This is a genomic window from Nocardioides jishulii (assembly GCF_006007965.1).
Lineage (GTDB): Bacteria > Actinomycetota > Actinomycetes > Propionibacteriales > Nocardioidaceae > Nocardioides > Nocardioides jishulii.
Genome location: NZ_CP040748.1, coordinates 2,296,824 through 2,313,220, shown reverse-complemented (window position 1 = coordinate 2,313,220; position 16,397 = coordinate 2,296,824). Strand labels below are relative to the sequence as shown.

At 71.1% G+C, this 16,397-nt stretch carries 17 protein-coding genes; 10 read left to right on the top strand and 7 right to left on the bottom strand.

The window, feature by feature from the left end:
* Nucleotides 1-186, top strand: a complete 186-nt coding sequence (locus FCL41_RS10915) for a helix-hairpin-helix domain-containing protein (RefSeq protein WP_137066939.1) — start codon at nucleotides 1-3, stop codon at nucleotides 184-186.
* A gap of 71 nt (nucleotides 187-257) precedes the next feature.
* Here FCL41_RS10915 and FCL41_RS10910 read toward each other — a convergent pair whose 3' ends face one another.
* Together FCL41_RS10910 and FCL41_RS10905 are read right to left on the bottom strand one after the other, a co-directional pair.
* Nucleotides 258-1,094: a septum formation family protein gene (locus tag FCL41_RS10910; protein ID WP_170970324.1), complete on the bottom strand. Its 837-nt coding sequence runs from the start codon at nucleotides 1,092-1,094 to the stop codon at nucleotides 258-260.
* A gap of 8 nt (nucleotides 1,095-1,102) precedes the next feature.
* Nucleotides 1,103-1,621: a flavodoxin family protein gene (locus FCL41_RS10905; protein ID WP_137066937.1), complete on the bottom strand. Its 519-nt coding sequence runs from the start codon at nucleotides 1,619-1,621 to the stop codon at nucleotides 1,103-1,105.
* Between the two features lie 193 nt (nucleotides 1,622-1,814).
* On the opposite strand from FCL41_RS10905, the gene leuA reads away from it, so the two are divergent.
* The 3 genes from leuA to FCL41_RS10890 all read left to right on the top strand — a co-directional run bounded on the left by leuA (nucleotide 1,815) and on the right by FCL41_RS10890 (nucleotide 5,305).
* Complete coding sequence (gene leuA / locus FCL41_RS10900; RefSeq protein WP_137066936.1) at nucleotides 1,815-3,584, top strand: 2-isopropylmalate synthase; 1,770 nt, start codon at nucleotides 1,815-1,817, stop codon at nucleotides 3,582-3,584.
* Between the two features lie 135 nt (nucleotides 3,585-3,719).
* On the top strand, nucleotides 3,720-4,448 hold the full coding sequence (recO, locus tag FCL41_RS10895; protein WP_137066935.1) for a DNA repair protein RecO: 729 nt from the start codon (nucleotides 3,720-3,722) through the stop codon (nucleotides 4,446-4,448).
* A gap of 35 nt (nucleotides 4,449-4,483) precedes the next feature.
* A complete protein-coding gene (locus FCL41_RS10890) occupies nucleotides 4,484-5,305 on the top strand; it encodes an isoprenyl transferase (RefSeq protein ID WP_137066934.1) in 822 nt (273 codons plus the stop codon).
* A 27-nt stretch (nucleotides 5,306-5,332) separates the two neighbouring features.
* On the opposite strand, the gene FCL41_RS10885 is transcribed toward FCL41_RS10890, so the two are convergent.
* Genes FCL41_RS10885 through FCL41_RS10870 form a run of 4 tightly spaced genes read right to left on the bottom strand, consistent with a single transcriptional unit; the run spans nucleotide 5,333 to nucleotide 8,583 of the window.
* Nucleotides 5,333-5,797: a Fur family transcriptional regulator gene (locus FCL41_RS10885; protein ID WP_137066933.1), complete on the bottom strand. Its 465-nt coding sequence runs from the start codon at nucleotides 5,795-5,797 to the stop codon at nucleotides 5,333-5,335.
* Nucleotides 5,784-6,791 (bottom strand): metal ABC transporter permease, encoded by a 1,008-nt coding sequence (locus FCL41_RS10880; protein WP_137066932.1) that lies wholly within the window; start codon nucleotides 6,789-6,791, stop codon nucleotides 5,784-5,786. Before FCL41_RS10880 ends, FCL41_RS10885 begins: the two co-directional genes overlap by 14 nt.
* Nucleotides 6,791-7,621 carry a metal ABC transporter ATP-binding protein gene (locus FCL41_RS10875; RefSeq protein WP_137066931.1) on the bottom strand — a complete coding sequence of 277 codons (831 nt, stop codon included), beginning with the start codon at nucleotides 7,619-7,621 and terminating at the stop codon, nucleotides 6,791-6,793. Before FCL41_RS10875 ends, FCL41_RS10880 begins: the two co-directional genes overlap by 1 nt.
* On the bottom strand, nucleotides 7,615-8,583 hold the full coding sequence (locus tag FCL41_RS10870) for a metal ABC transporter substrate-binding protein (protein WP_137066930.1): 969 nt from the start codon (nucleotides 8,581-8,583) through the stop codon (nucleotides 7,615-7,617). Before FCL41_RS10870 ends, FCL41_RS10875 begins: the two co-directional genes overlap by 7 nt.
* Nucleotides 8,584-8,647: 64 nt before the next feature.
* On the opposite strand from FCL41_RS10870, the gene FCL41_RS10865 reads away from it, so the two are divergent.
* The 6 genes from FCL41_RS10865 (at nucleotide 8,648) to FCL41_RS10840 (ending at nucleotide 15,218) form a co-directional block, all read left to right on the top strand.
* Nucleotides 8,648-8,968: an antibiotic biosynthesis monooxygenase family protein gene (locus FCL41_RS10865; RefSeq protein ID WP_137066929.1), complete on the top strand. Its 321-nt coding sequence runs from the start codon at nucleotides 8,648-8,650 to the stop codon at nucleotides 8,966-8,968.
* A gap of 53 nt (nucleotides 8,969-9,021) precedes the next feature.
* A complete protein-coding gene (locus FCL41_RS10860) occupies nucleotides 9,022-10,419 on the top strand; it encodes a glycine--tRNA ligase (RefSeq protein ID WP_137066928.1) in 1,398 nt (465 codons plus the stop codon).
* A gap of 51 nt (nucleotides 10,420-10,470) precedes the next feature.
* On the top strand, nucleotides 10,471-11,559 hold the full coding sequence (locus tag FCL41_RS10855; protein ID WP_137066927.1) for a hypothetical protein: 1,089 nt from the start codon (nucleotides 10,471-10,473) through the stop codon (nucleotides 11,557-11,559).
* A 78-nt stretch (nucleotides 11,560-11,637) separates the two neighbouring features.
* Nucleotides 11,638-12,795 (top strand): tRNA dihydrouridine synthase DusB, encoded by a 1,158-nt coding sequence (gene dusB, locus FCL41_RS10850; RefSeq protein WP_137066926.1) that lies wholly within the window; start codon nucleotides 11,638-11,640, stop codon nucleotides 12,793-12,795.
* Nucleotides 12,796-12,960: 165 nt separating this feature from the next.
* Nucleotides 12,961-13,893 (top strand): VldE C-terminal domain-containing protein, encoded by a 933-nt coding sequence (locus FCL41_RS10845; RefSeq protein WP_137066925.1) that lies wholly within the window; start codon nucleotides 12,961-12,963, stop codon nucleotides 13,891-13,893.
* A 59-nt stretch (nucleotides 13,894-13,952) separates the two neighbouring features.
* Nucleotides 13,953-15,218: a deoxyguanosinetriphosphate triphosphohydrolase gene (locus FCL41_RS10840; protein ID WP_137066924.1), complete on the top strand. Its 1,266-nt coding sequence runs from the start codon at nucleotides 13,953-13,955 to the stop codon at nucleotides 15,216-15,218.
* A 1-nt stretch (nucleotide 15,219) separates the two neighbouring features.
* On the opposite strand, the gene FCL41_RS10835 is transcribed toward FCL41_RS10840, so the two are convergent.
* A complete protein-coding gene (locus FCL41_RS10835; RefSeq protein WP_338088625.1) occupies nucleotides 15,220-16,356 on the bottom strand; it encodes an FAD-dependent oxidoreductase in 1,137 nt (378 codons plus the stop codon).
* Between the last annotated feature and the right edge of the window lie 41 nt (nucleotides 16,357-16,397).

The window sequence follows — 16,397 nt, the reverse complement described above, 5'->3', positions numbered from 1 at the left end:
GTGGCGTCGGACCTGCCCCGCATCGGTGCACCGGCGACGCGGGCGCTCGCGGCGCAGGGGGTCCACACGCTGGCCCAGGTCGCCGAGCTGACCCGGGCAGAGGTCGCTGCGTGGCACGGCGTCGGCCCGCGGGCCATCCGCCTGCTGGAAGTGGCGTTGGAGGAGCGAGGGCTCCACTTCTCCTGACGCCCCGATCCGGGGGCCGCACCACGACGTCCGCCGCTCCGGCCTTGCGCACGTCGGGTCCGGGGGAGACGTCAGGGGACCCAGCAGATCCCGTAGCGCTGCCCGGCGCGCCACTGGGCCCGGGTCGGTCCCTCCTGCGACCACTGCACGTCCAGCGGGTTGTCGGCGGCCTCGGTGGCCGCGTCGCTGCACGGGTCGTCCATGGCGGCGGCAATGGCGTCCTTGCCGGGGTAGTCGTCACCAGGGATGTCGACGGTGGCGACGGCGCGCCAGGCGTGGGGCGCGGAGCACGGCGCCCGGGAGAACGACTTGGTCCCCGGCTTGCCGCTCGCGCAGAGGGCGAACCGTTCGCGTCGGTCCGGATCAGCCAGCACGTCCTTCATCGTGCGGGGCAGCACCAGCAACGACCGCCGGGGACCGGACGCCACGACGTCGCAGCGGAACCAGTCGGCCCCGGCGGCCTCCTCCTCCAGGGAGGGGGTGAACCAGACGGCCCGCAGCAGGCTGCGGCGCAGCTCGTCCGGCGAGGACCCGACGTACGTGGCCAGTCGCTGCGGGCAGACCCGGGCGACCTGGCGCTGGACGCGGGCGGAGTCGACCGGGCGGGGCTTGCCGGCGCGGTTGCGCTCGATCTTGCCCACGAAGTAGGTGATCGCCGTGGGCTTGAGGCCACACTTCACCCGCTTCGTCGGAGCGGTGGGGGCGAGCGCCTCGTCGAAGGTGAGGCGGTAGCAGTCGCCGACCCGTGGCCGGCGCGGCGGCTTCGGTGGCTCGGCCTGCTCGCTGGCGCCGGAGGCGGACCGGGACGGCTCCGGGGAGTCGCCGTCGTCGCCGCTGCACCCCGTCAGCACCAGCATCAGGACGATGGCGGCGGCGACGAGTCGGCCCGTCCGGGTCTGGGTGCTCACGGCGGCACTCATCGCGACTCCAGCGTCAGGGCGGCCACGGTGGCTCCCAGCTCGTGGGCGGCGCCCAGCGCGGCGTCGTCGACCTCACCGAGGAGCTCCAGGGGAGGCAGGACCCGGCGCCAGGGCAGCGCCTGGACGATCGACTCCACCGAGCGCGTCGCGCCCACCGTGTCGTAGCGCCCGTGCACCCACAGGGCGTAGGGCAGCGTGGAGCCGGACCCGTGGGCCTCGGCTCCCCGGCCGTCGTCGGAGAGCGCCCCGCCGAGGTGCAGGAACGTGGAGTCGAAGAAGTGCTTGAGCGCCCCACTCATGTAGCCGAAGTTGGCCGGGGTGCCGAGCAGCAGGCCATCGGCACTGCGTACGTCGTCGGCCCGGGCCTCGAGCGCCTCGCGCACGACCACCTCGAGGTCGCCCAGCTCGGCGAGCTCGGGATCGCGGGTGCCGGCGAGCACAGCACCGGTGAGGGCACGGGCCCCAGGGGTGGGCGAGTGGTGCACCACCAGCAGTCGGGGCGGGCTGGACTCCATGGGGGCGAGCCTACGAGACGACTCACGTGACCCGGATCGCCAACCTCGCGGTCGCGGGGCTAGCATGGCCGGGTCATGATGCGATTCGATCTCCTTCTTCGCTGCCGCAACGAGGCCTGAACACAGCCGGCCCCCTCGTTGCGGAGTGCATGCTGCGCGCCGGTCGCCCGCTCGACCACAGACGAGGAAGACCATGACCCACCTGAGCAACACCGCCAACCAGCAGAAGCCGAGTCCGATGCCGTTCGGCCGCTACCGGGCGTTCGAGCCTGTCACGGTGCCCGACCGCACCTGGCCCTCGCAGAAGATCACCCGTGCCCCCCGCTGGCTCTCCACGGACCTGCGCGACGGCAACCAGGCGCTGATCGACCCGATGACGCCGGCCCGCAAGCTGGAGATGTTCGAGCTGCTGGTCAAGATGGGCTACAAGGAGATCGAGGTCGGCTTCCCGAGCGCGAGCCAGACCGACTTCGACTTCGTCCGCGAGCTGATCGAGGGCGACCGGATCCCCGACGACGTCCAGATCTCGGTGCTGACCCAGGCCCGTGAGGACCTGATCGAGCGCACCGCCGAGTCCCTGGCCGGGGCGCCGCGCGCGACGATCCACATGTACAACGCCACCGCGCCGCTCTTCCAGCGCGTGGTCTTCGGCGTCACCCCCGACGAGTGCGTCGACATCGCGGTGCGTGGCACCGAGCTGGTGATGAAGTACGCGGAGAAGTACCTGGCCCCGATCGTCGGCAGCGGCGACTTCGGCTACCAGTACAGCCCCGAGATCTTCACCCAGTCCGACACCGACTTCGCGCTGAGCGTCTGCGAGGCCGTCAGCGACGTGTGGCAGCCCGAGGCCGGTCGCGAGATCATCCTCAACCTGCCGGCGACCGTCGAGATGTCGACGCCCAACACCTACGCCGACCAGATCGAGTACTTCAGCCGTGGCCTGACCCGCCGTGAGCACTCGGCCATCAGCCTGCACCCGCACAACGACCGCGGCACCGCGGTGGCGGCCACCGAGCTGGGCCTGATGGCCGGCGGCGACCGCGTCGAGGGCTGCCTCTTCGGCCACGGTGAGCGCACCGGCAACGTCGACCTGGTCACGCTGGGCATGAACCTCTTCAGCCAGGGGATCGACCCGCAGATCGACTTCTCCGACATCGACGAGGTCCGCCGCACGGTCGAGTACTGCACCAACCTGCCGGTCCACCCGCGCCACCCGTACGCCGGCGACCTGGTCTACACGGCCTTCTCCGGCTCGCACCAGGACGCGATCAAGAAGGGTCTCGAGGACCTGGAGCGCCGGGCCGACGAGCAGGGCATCTCGGTGCGCGACATCGAGTGGGAGGCCCCCTACCTGCCGATCGACCCCAAGGACGTGGGCCGCAGCTACGAGGCCGTCATCCGGGTCAACAGCCAGTCGGGCAAGGGCGGTGTCGCCTACGTGCTGAAGGCCGAGCACAACCTCGACCTGCCGCGACGCGCGCAGATCGAGTTCAGCCGCGTGATCCAGCAGCGCACCGACGCCGAGGGCGGCGAGATCACCCCGGAGAAGATCTGGGACGTCTTCAGCGCCGAGTACCTGGAGCGCACCGAGCCACTGCGCCTCAACTCCGTGCACACCTCGTCGGCTGCCGGCGAGAAGGACCAGCTGACCGTCAACGTCTACGTCGACGGTGAGGCCCGCACCCTCACGGGCGAGGGCAACGGCCCCATCAACGCCTTCACCAACGCACTCGCCGACCTGGTGGCCAGCGAGCAGGCGGCGGGCAACCCGGCGTACGCAGGCCGTGGCGACGTCCGTGTCCTGGACTACGCCGAGCACGCCCTCTCGGCGGGAGGCGACGCCATCGCAGCCGCGTACGTCGAGTGCGCCGTCGGCGACAAGGTGCTGTGGGGCGTCGGGCTCGACGCCAACATCGTCACCGCGTCCCTCAAGGCCGTCGTGAGCGCGGTCAACCGGGCCTGACCTCGTCGCTGAGCGGCATGCCGACGGGTCGGGGTCCTGGCCGGGGCCGAGGGTGAGAGCGGGCGAAGGTCCCCATTGTGGTGGATGCCGGCCCGCCTCCCGTGCCGAGAACTGGGGACGAGGCACAATGGTCAGGTGCCTCTCTACCGCGACGAGGCGGTCGTGCTGCGCACTCACAAGCTGGGTGAGGCGGACCGCATCATCACCCTGCTGACCCGCCACCACGGCTTGGTGCGCGCGGTCGCCAAGGGGGTACGCCGCACGACCTCGCGCTGGGGCGCGCGGCTCGAGCCCTTCACGCACGTCGACCTCCAGCTGGCCGAGGGGCGTTCCCTCGACACCATCACCCAGGCGGAGACGCTGGAGCCCTTCCACGCGGCAATGGCGTTGGACTACGACCGCTACACGGCGGCGACGGTGATGCTGGAGACGGCCGAGAAGCTGGTCGTCGAGGAGCACGAGCCCGCCGTGCAGCAGTTCCTCCTTCTCGTCGGGGGTCTGCGCGCCATGGTCTCCGGTGCCCATCCGCCGGGGCAGGTGCTGGACTCCTACCTGCTGCGCTCGCTGTCGGTGGCCGGCTACGCACCCTCGTTCGACCACTGCGTGCGCTGTGGCACGGAGGGGCCGCACCGGTTCTTCCACCCGTCGGCGGGCGGCGTCCTCTGCGTCGTGTGCCGCATGCCGGGATCCGCGACCCCGGCCCCGAACACCTTGCTCCTGCTGGGCGCGCTGCTGACCGGCGACTGGCCGGTCGTGCACGCCTCCGACCAGCGCACCCGTCGGGAGGCGAGCGGGCTGGTCGCCGCCTACCTCGCGTGGCACCTCGAGCGAGGACTGCGTTCGCTGGAGTACGTCGAGCGCTAGGCCCGACGTGTGGGGTCTGACGTGTGGGGCCTGACATGTGGGCCCGGGGGGCTGGCCCAAGAACTAGGCTGCGCGATGTGAACCGCCCAGTCCGCAGGCCCACCCCCCATCCGTCCGGCGCCACCCCGCCGCCGATCCCGGCGGAGCTGGTGCCGCACCACGTCGCCGTCGTGATGGACGGCAACGGCCGCTGGGCCAAGGAGCGTGGACTGCCGCGTACGCGCGGTCACGAGCAGGGGGAGTCCTCCCTCTTCGACGTGGTCGAAGGCGCGATCGAGATCGGGGTCAAGGCGATCTCGGCCTACGCGTTCTCGACGGAGAACTGGTCCCGCTCGCCCGAGGAGGTGCGCTTCCTGATGGGCTTCAACCGCGACGTCATCCGGCGCCGCCGCGACGAGATGCACGAGCTGGGCGTGCGGGTCCGCTGGGCGGGCCGCGCCCCGAAGCTGTGGCGCTCGGTCATCAAGGAGCTCCGGATCGCGGAGGAGATGACGAAGGACAACACCGTCTGCACCTTGACGATGTGCGTCAACTACGGCGGCCGCGCCGAGATCGTCGACGCCGTGCAGGCGATCGCACGCAAGGTGGCCGAGGGAGAGCTCGACCCGAAGCGGATCACCGAGAAGACGATCGCTTCGCACCTCTACGTCCCCGAGCTCTCCGACGCCGACATGGTCTGGCGTACGTCGGGGGAGCAGCGGCTGAGCAACTTCATGACCTGGCAGTCGGCCTACTCGGAGTTCATCTTCTCCGACGTGCTGTGGCCCGACGTCGACCGGCGCCACCTGTGGGCGGCGATCGACGAGTACGCCCGTCGTGACCGCCGCTACGGCGGCGCGGTGCCCAACCAGGTCTGAGGCCCTCGCTGCCCCGGCCCGGCCGGCTCAGCCGGTGGCGCAGGCACGGCAGGTGCCGAAGAGCTCCAGCTCGTGGCTGATGTCGGCGTAGCCGTGCTCGCGCGCGACGGCCGCGGCCCACGCCTCGACCGCAGGCCCCTCGATCTCCACCGTCGCGCCGCAGGTGCGGCAGACCAGGTGATGGTGGTGGTGCTCGGCGACGCAGCGACGGTAGAGCGACTCGCCGTCCTCGGTGCGCAGCACGTCGACCACACCGGCCTCCGAGAGCGCCGCCAACGTGCGGTAGACGGTGGCCAGGCCGACCTTCTCGCCGGCGTCGCTGAGCATCTCGTGGATCTCCTGCGCCGAGCGGAAGTCGTCGACCCGGGTCAGCGCCTCCGTCACCGCCGTACGCTGCCGCGTCGGCCGCAGCGTGCCGGGACCGGGCTCGGGGCCGGTGGCTCCGGTGCTCGTGGCTCCGTTGCTCGTGAGGGAGGAGTCAGTGCTCGTCATAGTGCGCTCCGTGCGGTGCGTGTCGGTGGCCGTCGTGGAGGTAGTCGACGTGGTCCCCGTGATCCACTGCCTCGTGTCCGCAGCCGTCGCCGTGCTCGTGGGGGTGCTCCCCGCTGAGCAGGTGCTCCTCCGGCGCCGGATCCGTGAACGGGGTGAGCCGCCGTTGACGGCGACGCACCCACGCTCCGAACGGCCAGGCGACGAGGAAGATCGCCAGGCTGACCAGCACGATCGAGGCGCCCGGCGCCACGTCGGCGCGGTAGGAGGCGGCCGCGGCGAGCAGCAGTCCACCGACGGCCGCGACCGTGCCCACGGCCATCGACATCACCAGGGTGCGGCGGAAGGAGCTCGTCACCTGCTGGGCGGTCGCCACCGGGATCACCATCAGGGCGGAGACGAGCAGCAGCCCGACGCTGCGCATCGCCACCGTCACCGACACCGCGGCCAGCACGGCGACCAGCAGGTTGTAGGCGCGGACGTTGAGTCCGGCCACCTTCGCGAAGTCCGGGTCGTGGGCCACCGCGAAGAGCTGCGGGGAGAGGCCGAGGCAGAGCACCACCAGCACCAGGGCCAGCACCATGGTCACGTACACGTCGCCACGGGTGATCGTCATGATCGAGCCGAAGAGGAACTGCTGGAGCCGTGACGCGCCGTCGCCGCCGAGTCCGGCGACGAAGATGCCGCCGGCCAGGCCGCCGTAGAAGAGCAGGGCCAGGGCGACGTCGCCGCCCGACCTGCCACGCTCACGGATCAGCTCGATGGCCACCGCCCCGATGACGGCCGCGATGACGGCCGTCCAGGTGGGGGCGGTACCGGTGACGAGGCCGATCGCGACCCCGGTCACGGCGACGTGCCCGAGTCCGTCGCCCATCAGGGCCATCCGACGCTGCACGAGGTAGGTGCCGACGGCGGGCACGGCGAGACCGGTGAAGAGCGCGGCGAGCAGCGCGAGCTGCATGAAGTCGTAGCCCAGGAGTGACCAGAAGTCAGGCATCAGTGCTCGTCCTCCTGCCGCTGGCTCGTGTCGTCGAAGGGTGCCAGCACGTGGGGAACGTGGTCGCGTGCGGGGGGCGACGGGTGGTGGTGGGCGTGGCCGAGGTCCGGGTCGTGGACCTGGGCGTCGGTCAGGCGGGGTCCGTCGTGCACGACCCTGCCGTCCCGGAGCACGACGGCCCGGTCGACCAAGGACTCCATCGGACCGAGCTCGTGGGCCACCAGCACGACCGTCGACCCGCGCTCCTTGAGGGTGCGGAGGGTGTCGGCCAGCGCCAGCTGGTTGGGCAGGTCGACCCCGGCGGTCGGCTCGTCGAGGAAGAGGAGGTCCGGCTCACCCGCCAGGGCGCGCGCGATGAGGGCGCGCTGGTGCTGGCCGCCCGACAGGGTCGAGACGCCGGCACGGGCCTTCGCCTCGAGCCCGACCAGGGAGATCGCCTCGTCGATGACCCGTCGGTCGGCACGGGTCAACGGACGCAGGACGCCGCGTCGCGTCAGTCGTCCCGACGCGACCACCTCCCAGACGGAGGCGGGGACGCCCGAGGTGGCGGTGCTGCGCTGGGGCACGTAGCCCACCCGGCGCCAGTCGTGGAAGTGGTCGATGGGGGTGGCGAAGAGCTCGAGCTCTCCGCTGGCCAGGGGCCGGAGCCCGGTCAGGGCGCGCACCAGGGTGGACTTTCCCGAGCCGTTCGCGCCCATGAGCGCGATGAACTCGCCCGAGGTGACCGTGAGGTCGATGCCGCGCAGGACGGGACGACCCTCGATCGTCACCGAGCCGTTGCGCAGCACCACTGGCGTCGCGTCGGGGGCGCTCTGCCTGCGGCTCAGCATCCGTTGGCCTTCCGCAGTGCGGCGAGGTTGTCCCGCATCAGGGAGAAGTAGTCGGCGTCGCCCGCGCTCTTGGGCAGGCCCTCGATGGGATCGAGGACGGCGGTGGAGACGCCGGCGCTGCGGGCCAGCGAGTCGGCCAGCTCGACCGGCGCGAGCGTCTCGTTGAAGACGGTCGTCACGCCCTCGTCGCGGATCAGCTTCCGCAGCCGGGCCAGGTCGGCCGGGGTCGGCTCGGCGCCGGGGGAGAGGCCGGCGATCGGCTCGAACTCCAGCCCGTAGCGGGAGAGGTAGCCGAAGGCGTCGTGGCTCACCACCACGGTGCTGCGGGCACACGTGCTGAGGCCCTCGGTGTAGTCGGCGTCGAGCTCCTCGAGCTCGTCGCGCAGCTCGGCGGCGTTGGCGGCGAAGTCGTCCGCCTCGTCCGGGGCGATCGTGCCGAGGCTCTCGGCGACGCGGTCGGCGAGGTCGGCCATCAGCAGCGGGTCGAGCCAGAAGTGCGGGTCGACGTCGCCGTGGTCGTGCCCGTCGTGCTCGTCGTCTCCGTGCTCGTCGTGGTCGTCGTCCGACGCGCCGTGGTCGTGGTCGTCGTGGTCCACCGTCGGGCGCAGGTCCAGCACCTCGGCAGCGTCCAGCACCTCGCCGGGTGACTGCTCGGCGGCCTGGTCGACGCCGGGCTGGAATCCGCCGTTGACCAGGACCAGGTCGGCGTCGCTGATCGCAGCGCGGGCGTTCATGGTGAGCTCGGCGTCGTGCGCGTCCTGCCCGGGGCGGGAGAGGGAGGTGACCTCGGCGGCGTCACCGGCGACGCGTTCGGCCACCCAGGCCAAGGGGTAGTAGCCGGCGGCCACGCGGAGCTCTCCGTCGTCCGAGTTGTCCCCGCTCATCGCGCCACACCCCGTGGCCACGAGAGCGGTGGCGGAGAGGGCGGCGAGGGTGGACACTGCGCGGCGGGAGAAGCTCATGAGAACGATTCTCACACAGGGTGAGAACCGTTTTCAAACGCGGTGTGAGCACTAGGCTCACCCCGTGATCGTCGTCAACCGTTTCCGTGTCCCCCTCGACCGGGCCGAGGAGTTCCGTGCGCAGCTCCAGGCTGCCTACGAGACGCTGGCCGCCCAGCGCGGCTTCGAGCAGGGGGGAGTGGGTCGCAACCTCGACGACCCCGAGCTGTGGATGGTGCACACGCAGTGGCGTGACGTGGGTTCCTACCGCCGCGCGCTGTCGGCGTACGACGTCAAGCTCACCGCCGTCCCCGTGCTCAGCATGGCCGTGGACGAGCCCAGCGCCTACGAGCCCGTGGTTCCGGGTGCCGTGCTGAACGACCAGCAGGCGCGGTCGTTAGGCTGATCTCTTCGAGGTCGGCAGCCAGCCGGCCGTGTGCAACAGCAGGAGTGAACCCCGTGGCCAAGCCGCCCGCATCCCTTGTCGACACCGTGGTCTCCCTGGCGAAGCGCCGGGGCTTCGTCTTCCCGTGCGGTGAGATCTACGGCGGGACCCGCTCCGCGTGGGACTACGGCCCGTTGGGCGTCGAGCTCAAGGACAACATCAAGCGTCAGTGGTGGAAGTCCATGGTGCAGGGCCGCGACGACGTCGTCGGCCTCGACTCCTCGATCATCCTGCCGAAGGAGACCTGGGTCGCCTCGGGCCACGTCGCCACCTTCAACGACCCGCTCGTCGAGTGCCTCTCGTGCCACAAGCGCTACCGCGCCGACCACCTCCAGGAGGCGTTCGCCGAGAAGAAGGGGATCGTCAACCCCGACGACGTCCCGCTCACCGAGATCGCCTGCGCCAACTGCGGCACCCGCGGTCAGTGGACCGAGCCGAAGCAGTTCTCCGGCATGCTCAAGACCCACCTCGGCGTCACCGAGGACGAGTCCGGCCTGCACTACCTGCGCCCGGAGACCGCGCAGGGCATCTTCCTCAACTTCGCCAACGTGGTGACCTCCTCGCGCAAGAAGCCGCCGTTCGGCATCGCCCAGATCGGCAAGTCCTTCCGCAACGAGATCACGCCGGGCAACTTCATCTTCCGCACCCGCGAGTTCGAGCAGATGGAGATGGAGTTCTTCGTCAAGCCCGGTGAGGACGACGAGTGGCACCGTTACTGGATCGAGGAGCGCCTCAACTGGTACGTCGACCTCGGCGTCGAGCGCGACAACCTGCGTCTCTTCGACCACCCGCAGGAGAAGCTGTCGCACTACTCCAAGGGCACGACCGACATCGAGTACCGCTTCCGCTTCACCGGCTCCGAGTGGGGCGAGCTCGAGGGCATCGCCAACCGCACCGACTACGACCTCTCCACCCACGCGAAGCACTCGGGCCAGGACCTCTCCTACTTCGACCAGGCCAACAACGAGCGCTACGTGCCCTACGTCATCGAGCCGGCAGCGGGCCTCTCGCGCAGCCTGATGGCCTTCCTCGTCGACGCCTACACCGAGGACGAGGCCCCCAACACCAAGGGCGGTGTCGACAAGCGCGTCGTGCTCAAGCTCGACCCGCGCCTGGCACCCATCAAGGTCGCGGTCCTGCCGCTCAGCCGCAACGCCGACCTCTCGCCGAAGGCGAAGGCGCTGGCGGCCGAGCTGCGTCGCAACTGGAACGTCGAGTTCGACGACGCCGGGGCCATCGGCCGTCGCTACCGCCGTCAGGACGAGATCGGTACGCCGTTCTGCGTCACCGTCGACTTCGACACCCTCGAGGACAACGCGGTCACCGTGCGCGAGCGCGACTCCATGAGCCAGGAGCGCATCAGCCTCGACGGCATCTCGGCCTACTTCGCCCAGAAGCTGCTCGGCTGCTGATCAGTAGTTCTGCTGATTCCCCACCGGGTGCGTGAGTGGCACCGTGGAGGCATGAACGCATTCGGTGGAATCAGTGGACGGGTCCTCGGGGCCGCAGTCGTCTCGCTGTCGCTGGGGGTGGGTCTCGTGCCCGGCTCCGCAGCCGCTCGAGGCACGGGACAGGACGGGGCGGCAGCGCCCCCACCGGTGAGGACGGTCAATCCGGCGAAGCTCAGACGTGGGCCCGACGCGGCGATCCCCTACCTCCAGGACGGGTGGATCCACTCGGGCGGCAAGCGGGTCCGGGTGCGCGTGCCCCACGAGAGGGGCCGTCAGGTCCTGCTCGGTCGTTCAGGATCGGCGTGGGTCGTGGCGAGCTGGCGGAACGCGCGCCTGCGGGTCCACCGCATCCGTAGTGGGCAGGCCCCCACGCGGGTGCCTGGGCTGGCCAGCCGCGGTGGTGCACTGCTGTCCCGTGGCGGGGCCCAGATCGTCCTCACCTACTTCGACCGTGGCGGCGGCAACGTCTTCGTGCACCGCATGAGCGACGGGAAGAAGGTTGACTCGAACTTCACGGGCCTCAACTGGCAGCCGTTCGACGCGGCCGACGGCCACGTGCTCCTGCACCGCGATGACGAGGAGCCGCCGTGGGAGCCCTTCGCCGCCGACTGGGTCCCCGGTGGCGGCGACCGTCGCCTCGGGACCGGGATGAACGCGGGGTTCCTGCGTCAGGACGTCGTCTTCGTCGAGGCAGCGCGAGCGTCCCGAGCCCACGGGCCGACCTCCATCTCCTCGCCGGGCACGCCGGCCTGGACTGCCGACTTCACCGCCCTCGCCGTGTCCCCTGACGGCCAGCTCGTGATCGGGACGGGCCCGCGTCTGGTGAGGAAGCGCGCGGTGCTCCAGGTGCGCCGGATGTCCGACGGGGTGGTGCTGCAGCAGTTCTCCTACGGTCGGGTCTTCCCGCCGGGAGAGGGCTGGGGGCCCAGTGCTGCTGACCAGACAGTGCGGTTCGAGACCGACACCAGGTTCGTCTTCCAGTTCTCCGCTGGCGGCAGGTCGCGCCTGGTGCGGTGCGCCACCAGCGGCAGGTGTGCCCGGGCCTCCGACACCGGTGGTGGGATCACCACCAGCTTCGAGCGGTTCATGTGGCGGTGGTGAGGCGCTGGTCCGCCCCCACGGGTGAACGTGCCCGCTGGTGATTTGGGGGCGGGCCGGGGCCCCGCGGAGAATGGTCGGGTGTCCGCGACCAGCACTGCGTCCCTGCCCACCGAGCTCGTCCTCGGCAACGTCCGGGTCGAGACGCCGGTGGTGCTGGCGCCGATGGCCGGCATCACCAACGCTGCCTACCGACGCCTCTGCGCCGAGCAGGGGGCAGGGCTCTACGTCTGCGAGATGATCACCTCGCGTGGCCTGGTCGAGGGCGACGAGACCACGAAGAAGATGCTGGTCTTCGACGAGCTGGAGACCATCCGTTCGGTCCAGCTCTACGGCACCGACCCGAAGTACGTCGGCCAGGCCGCGGAGATCCTCTGCAACGAGTACGGCGTGGCCCACGTCGACCTCAACTTCGGCTGCCCCGTCCCCAAGGTCACCCGCAAGGGCGGGGGCGGTGCGCTGCCGTGGAAGCGTGGCCTGCTGGGTGAGGTCCTCGAGGCTGCGGTCGCCGCGACGTCGAAGTACGACGTACCGCTGACGATCAAGACCCGCAAGGGGCTCGACGACGACCACCTGACCTACCTCGACGCCGGTCGGATCGCCCAGGAGAGCGGCGTCACCGCCATCGCCCTGCACGGTCGCACCGTCGAGCAGGCCTACTCCGGCACGGCCGACTGGGACGCCATCGCCGAGCTCGTGGCCCACGTCGACATCCCGGTGCTGGGCAACGGAGACATCTGGGAGGCGAACGACGCCGTCCGCATGGTCGAGCAGACCGGCGCCGCCGGCGTCGTCGTCGGACGCGGCTGCCTCGGGCGGCCCTGGCTGTTCCGCGACCTCGCCGCGGCGTTCTCCGGCACTCCCACCACCACCGTCCTGCCGACGCTGGGCGAGGTGCGCACGATGATGCTGCGCCACGCCGAGCTCCTCTGCGAGCACATGGGGGAGGAGCGCGGCTGCAAGGAGTTCCGCAAGCACGTCTCCTGGTACCTCAAGGGGTTCCGTGCCGGTGGCAGCCTCCGCCACTCCCTCGCGCTGGTCGACTCCCTGGAGACCTTGGGCGCGCTGCTGGACGAGCTGGATCCCGACGAGGCGTATCCCGTCTCCGAGCTCGGGGCGCCGCGCGGCCGCCAGGGTGCTCCGCGCAAGCGGGTCGTCCTTCCCGAGGGCTGGCTCGACGACCAGGACGGGCGCGGCATCCACATGCAAGAGGACGCCAACGAGGCAACCGGCGGCTAGCCCGCGCATGCGGCATCCCCAGAATTGGGGTGATGGGACGCACGTACGAGATATCCCCCGAGGATCGTGTCGACGGCTGCGTTTTGTGCTTGACTCCCTGATCACGTGCTCGGATGCAGTCCCCCGAACCGGGCACCCTGTCAGCAACAGCAAAGGATCAGCGCTGTGGCCAAGCATCGCCACAAGCGGGAAACCAATGCCCGCGTCTTCACCCGTTTCATCCCCCGAGCCATCCCCCGTGCAGCCATCGTGGCCGCCCCCATCGCCGTCATGGCGACCCTCTCCGCAGTGACCCTCGGTGTCGTCGAAGGTGAGCCCGTCTCGTCAGACGCCGACCTCCGCGCCGAGGCCCCGCGCGTCGAGGCCGCCCTCACCAAGCGTGAGGCCCCCGTCTCCCGTACGCAGTCGCGTCGTTCCATCGCCGTCGGCAAGGCCGTGGCCAAGGCGGCGACAGCTGCCGAGGCGGCCGAGGCGGCCGAAGCTGCTCGCGCCGCCGCTGCCAAGGAGCGCCGCAAGACCCAGCGCGCCATCAACGGCGCCACGACCAAGCTGTGGACCACCGCGACCCTCAACCTCTGGAGCGCCTCCGGCGACGACGCCGAGAAGGTGGGCCTGATCGACTCCGGCAAGAAGGTGCTCGTCACCGGCCGCAAGGCCGACGGGCGCGAGGAGATCGTGCTCCAGGGCAGCGCGCGCTGGGTGACCACCGGCTACCTCGACGACGAGAAGCCCGTCGTCAAGGCTGTGGGCGGTGCGTGCACCAACGGCACCTCGGTGCCCTCAGGCGTCGACCCCAGCATCGTCAAGGTGCACCGCGCCGTCTGCGCCGCCTTCCCGCAGGTCACGACGTACGGCACCTTCCGCAACGACGGTGAGCACGGCCAGGGCCGCGCGGTCGACATCATGATCAGCGGTGAGACCGGCTGGGAGATCGCCGAGATGCTGCGTGCCAACCACGCTGCGCTGGGCATCGAGTACCTCATCTACGCGCAGAAGATCTGGTCGGTCGAGCGCGGCGGCGAGGGCTGGCGTGGCATGTCGGACCGCGGTTCGGTCACGGCCAACCACTACGACCACGTGCACGTCACGGTCTACTGAGCCGGTCATGTTGACCGTCCCGGGCGACGTGTCGGCGCTGCCGGGTAGCGTCGGGCGCGATGGATCACCTGTACGACGAAGCCGCCCACGAACGCCTCGTCCCTGAACCCCCGAAGCGTGTCGACGCGCCCGTGCGGCGGGCGTTCGAGCGCGACCGCGCCCGCGTCGTCCACGCCGCCTCCACGCGCCGGCTGGCCGCCAAGACCCAGGTGATGGGTCCGCAGACCGACGACTTCATCCGCAACCGCCTCACCCACAGCCTGGAGGTCGCCCAGGTCGCGCGTGACCTCGCCCGGGCCCTGGGCTGCCACCCCGACATCGTCGAGACCGCCGCGCTGGCCCACGACCTGGGTCACCCGCCGTTCGGGCACAACGGGGAGCGCGTCCTCGACGAGCTCAGCCAGGCCTGCGGGGGCTTCGAGGGCAACGCCCAGACCCTGCGCCTGCTGACGCGCCTGGAGGCGAAGACCTTCGACGCCGACGGCGCCAGTGTCGGCCTGAACCTGACGCGGGCGACGTTGGACGCCTGCACGAAGTACCCGTGGACCCGCGCCGGTGCCGGAGCGCCGTCGGGCGCCCACGGCGACGGGACGCCCCGCACGGTCGTGAAGTTCGGCGTGTACGACGACGACCTGCCCGTCTTCGAGTGGATGCGCGAGCCCGGCGCTGGCACCGACCAGTGCCTCGAGGCCCAGGTCATGGACCTCGCCGACGACGTCGCCTACTCCGTCCACGACGTCGAGGACGGCATCGTGGCCGGCAAGATCGACCTGACCGGACTCGACCGCGCCGGCGTGTGGCAGACCGTGCGGGAGTGGTACCTGCCCGGGGTCGCCGACGACCGCCTGGACGAGGCCTTCGACGGCCTGGTCGCGGTGGACAGCTGGCTGCGCCAGCCCTACGACCGTTCGAGGCGAGGGCTGGCCGCCCTGAAGAACCTCACCAGCGACCTGATCGGCCGGTTCTGCGGGAGCGTGCAGGAAGCGACCTTTGCGGCCGGTCCCGGACCGTTCGTGCGCTACGCCGGGCAGGTGGTGGTGCCCGAGCAGACCCGCCTCGAGATCGCCGTGCTCAAGGGCATCGCCGCTCACTACGTGATGAGCACCGACGAGCGGGTGTCACTGATGTCGCGTCAGCGAGAGCTGCTCTCCGACCTCGTCGAAGGAGTGTGGATGCGTGGGACGGACGCTCTCGACCCCGTCTTCGCCCAGGACTGGCACGAGGCGTCCGACGACGCCGCCCGTCGCCGCGTGGCCATCGACCAGGTCGCCTCGCTCACCGACGCCAGCGCCGTCGCGTGGCACGCAGCGCTGGCGCGCGACTGACTCAGGCTGCGCCCGTGGGGATCTCGCGCTCCCGGAGGTGCTTGACCACGGCGATGGCAGCAGCCAGTCCGCCGCGGTTGCCGCCGATGGTGCTGGCGCTCGGGCCGTAGCCGACCAGCTGCACCCGGGGGTCGGCCGCCGCCGTGGTGGCGCTCTGCGGACCGTTCGGTCCGGGAAGCAGGGTGATGCCCCCGCGCGGTGAGCGCAGTCCCAGGGGCGCGAGGTGGCCCACGTCGGGCCGGAAGCCGGTCGCCCACAGGATGACGTCGGCGCGCTCGAGCGAGCCGTCGGGCATGCGTACGCCCTCGGGCTCGATCCGGGTGAACATCGGGTGGCGGGTGTAGGCACCCAGCGCTGCGGCGGCCTGCTCCTGAGGGCGGAGGCGGAGCCCGGTGACGCTCACGACGCTGGCGGGCGGAAGCCCGGCCAGCACGCGCTCCTCGACCAGGCGGACCACCGCCAGGCCGTCGAACTCCTCCGACTCCTTGGCCCACACGGGCTCGCGCCGGGTCACCCAGAAGGTGTCGGTGACGGGTGCGATCTCGCCGAGCAGCTGGACGGCGCTCGCGCCGGCGCCGACCACGACGACGCGACGCCCGCGGAAGCCTTCCGCCCCGCGGTAGCCGGAGGTGTGCAGCTGCTCCCCGCGGAAGGTCTCCCGACCGGGGTACCCGGGGACGAAGGGCCGGTCCCACGTGCCGGTGGCGTTGACCAACGTGCGCGCCAGCCAGGACCGCTCCTGCGCGTGCACCCTCAGCAGGTCGCCCTCGCTCACGACACGGTCCACCCTGGCCGGGCGGACGACCTCGATGCCCTGCTCGACCTCGTACGCGGCGAACCAGGCTGGCAGCACCTCGTTGGCGCGCCGTGGCCCCCTCGGTGGGGCGCTCGCTCCGGGGAGGTCGGCGACCCCGTGCACACCGTCCATCCGCAGCGAGTCCCACCGGTGCTGCCACGCACCGCCGGGTGCGTCGTTGGCATCGAGCACCAGAGTGGTCACGCCCCGCTTGAGCAGGTGGTGCGCCGCGGACAGTCCGGCCTGTCCGGCGCCGACCACGACGGTGTCCCAGGGCTGCTGCGGGGCTTGCCGCGGAGGTTGCTGGAGAGGTTGCTGCCTGGGTTCCTGCGGAGCGCTCACGCCCATCCCAACCACGAGGCACCCGTTTCCATGCCCGTTCC

Excerpts from the sequence above, each read along its gene's own strand:
- FCL41_RS10905 (WP_137066937.1), bottom strand. The coding sequence starts at position 1,621 with ATGGAGTCCAGCCCGCCCCGACTGCTGGTGGTGCACCACTCGCCCACC.
- leuA (WP_137066936.1), top strand. The coding sequence starts at position 1,815 with ATGACCCACCTGAGCAACACCGCCAACCAGCAGAAGCCGAGTCCGATG.
- FCL41_RS10890 (WP_137066934.1), top strand. The coding sequence starts at position 4,484 with ATGTGGGCCCGGGGGGCTGGCCCAAGAACTAGGCTGCGCGATGTGAAC.
- FCL41_RS10885 (WP_137066933.1), bottom strand. The coding sequence starts at position 5,797 with ATGACGAGCACTGACTCCTCCCTCACGAGCAACGGAGCCACGAGCACC.
- FCL41_RS10880 (WP_137066932.1), bottom strand. The coding sequence starts at position 6,791 with ATGCCTGACTTCTGGTCACTCCTGGGCTACGACTTCATGCAGCTCGCG.
- FCL41_RS10875 (WP_137066931.1), bottom strand. The coding sequence starts at position 7,621 with ATGCTGAGCCGCAGGCAGAGCGCCCCCGACGCGACGCCAGTGGTGCTG.
- FCL41_RS10870 (WP_137066930.1), bottom strand. The coding sequence starts at position 8,583 with ATGAGCTTCTCCCGCCGCGCAGTGTCCACCCTCGCCGCCCTCTCCGCC.
- FCL41_RS10855 (WP_137066927.1), top strand. The coding sequence starts at position 10,471 with ATGAACGCATTCGGTGGAATCAGTGGACGGGTCCTCGGGGCCGCAGTC.
- FCL41_RS10840 (WP_137066924.1), top strand. The coding sequence starts at position 13,953 with ATGGATCACCTGTACGACGAAGCCGCCCACGAACGCCTCGTCCCTGAA.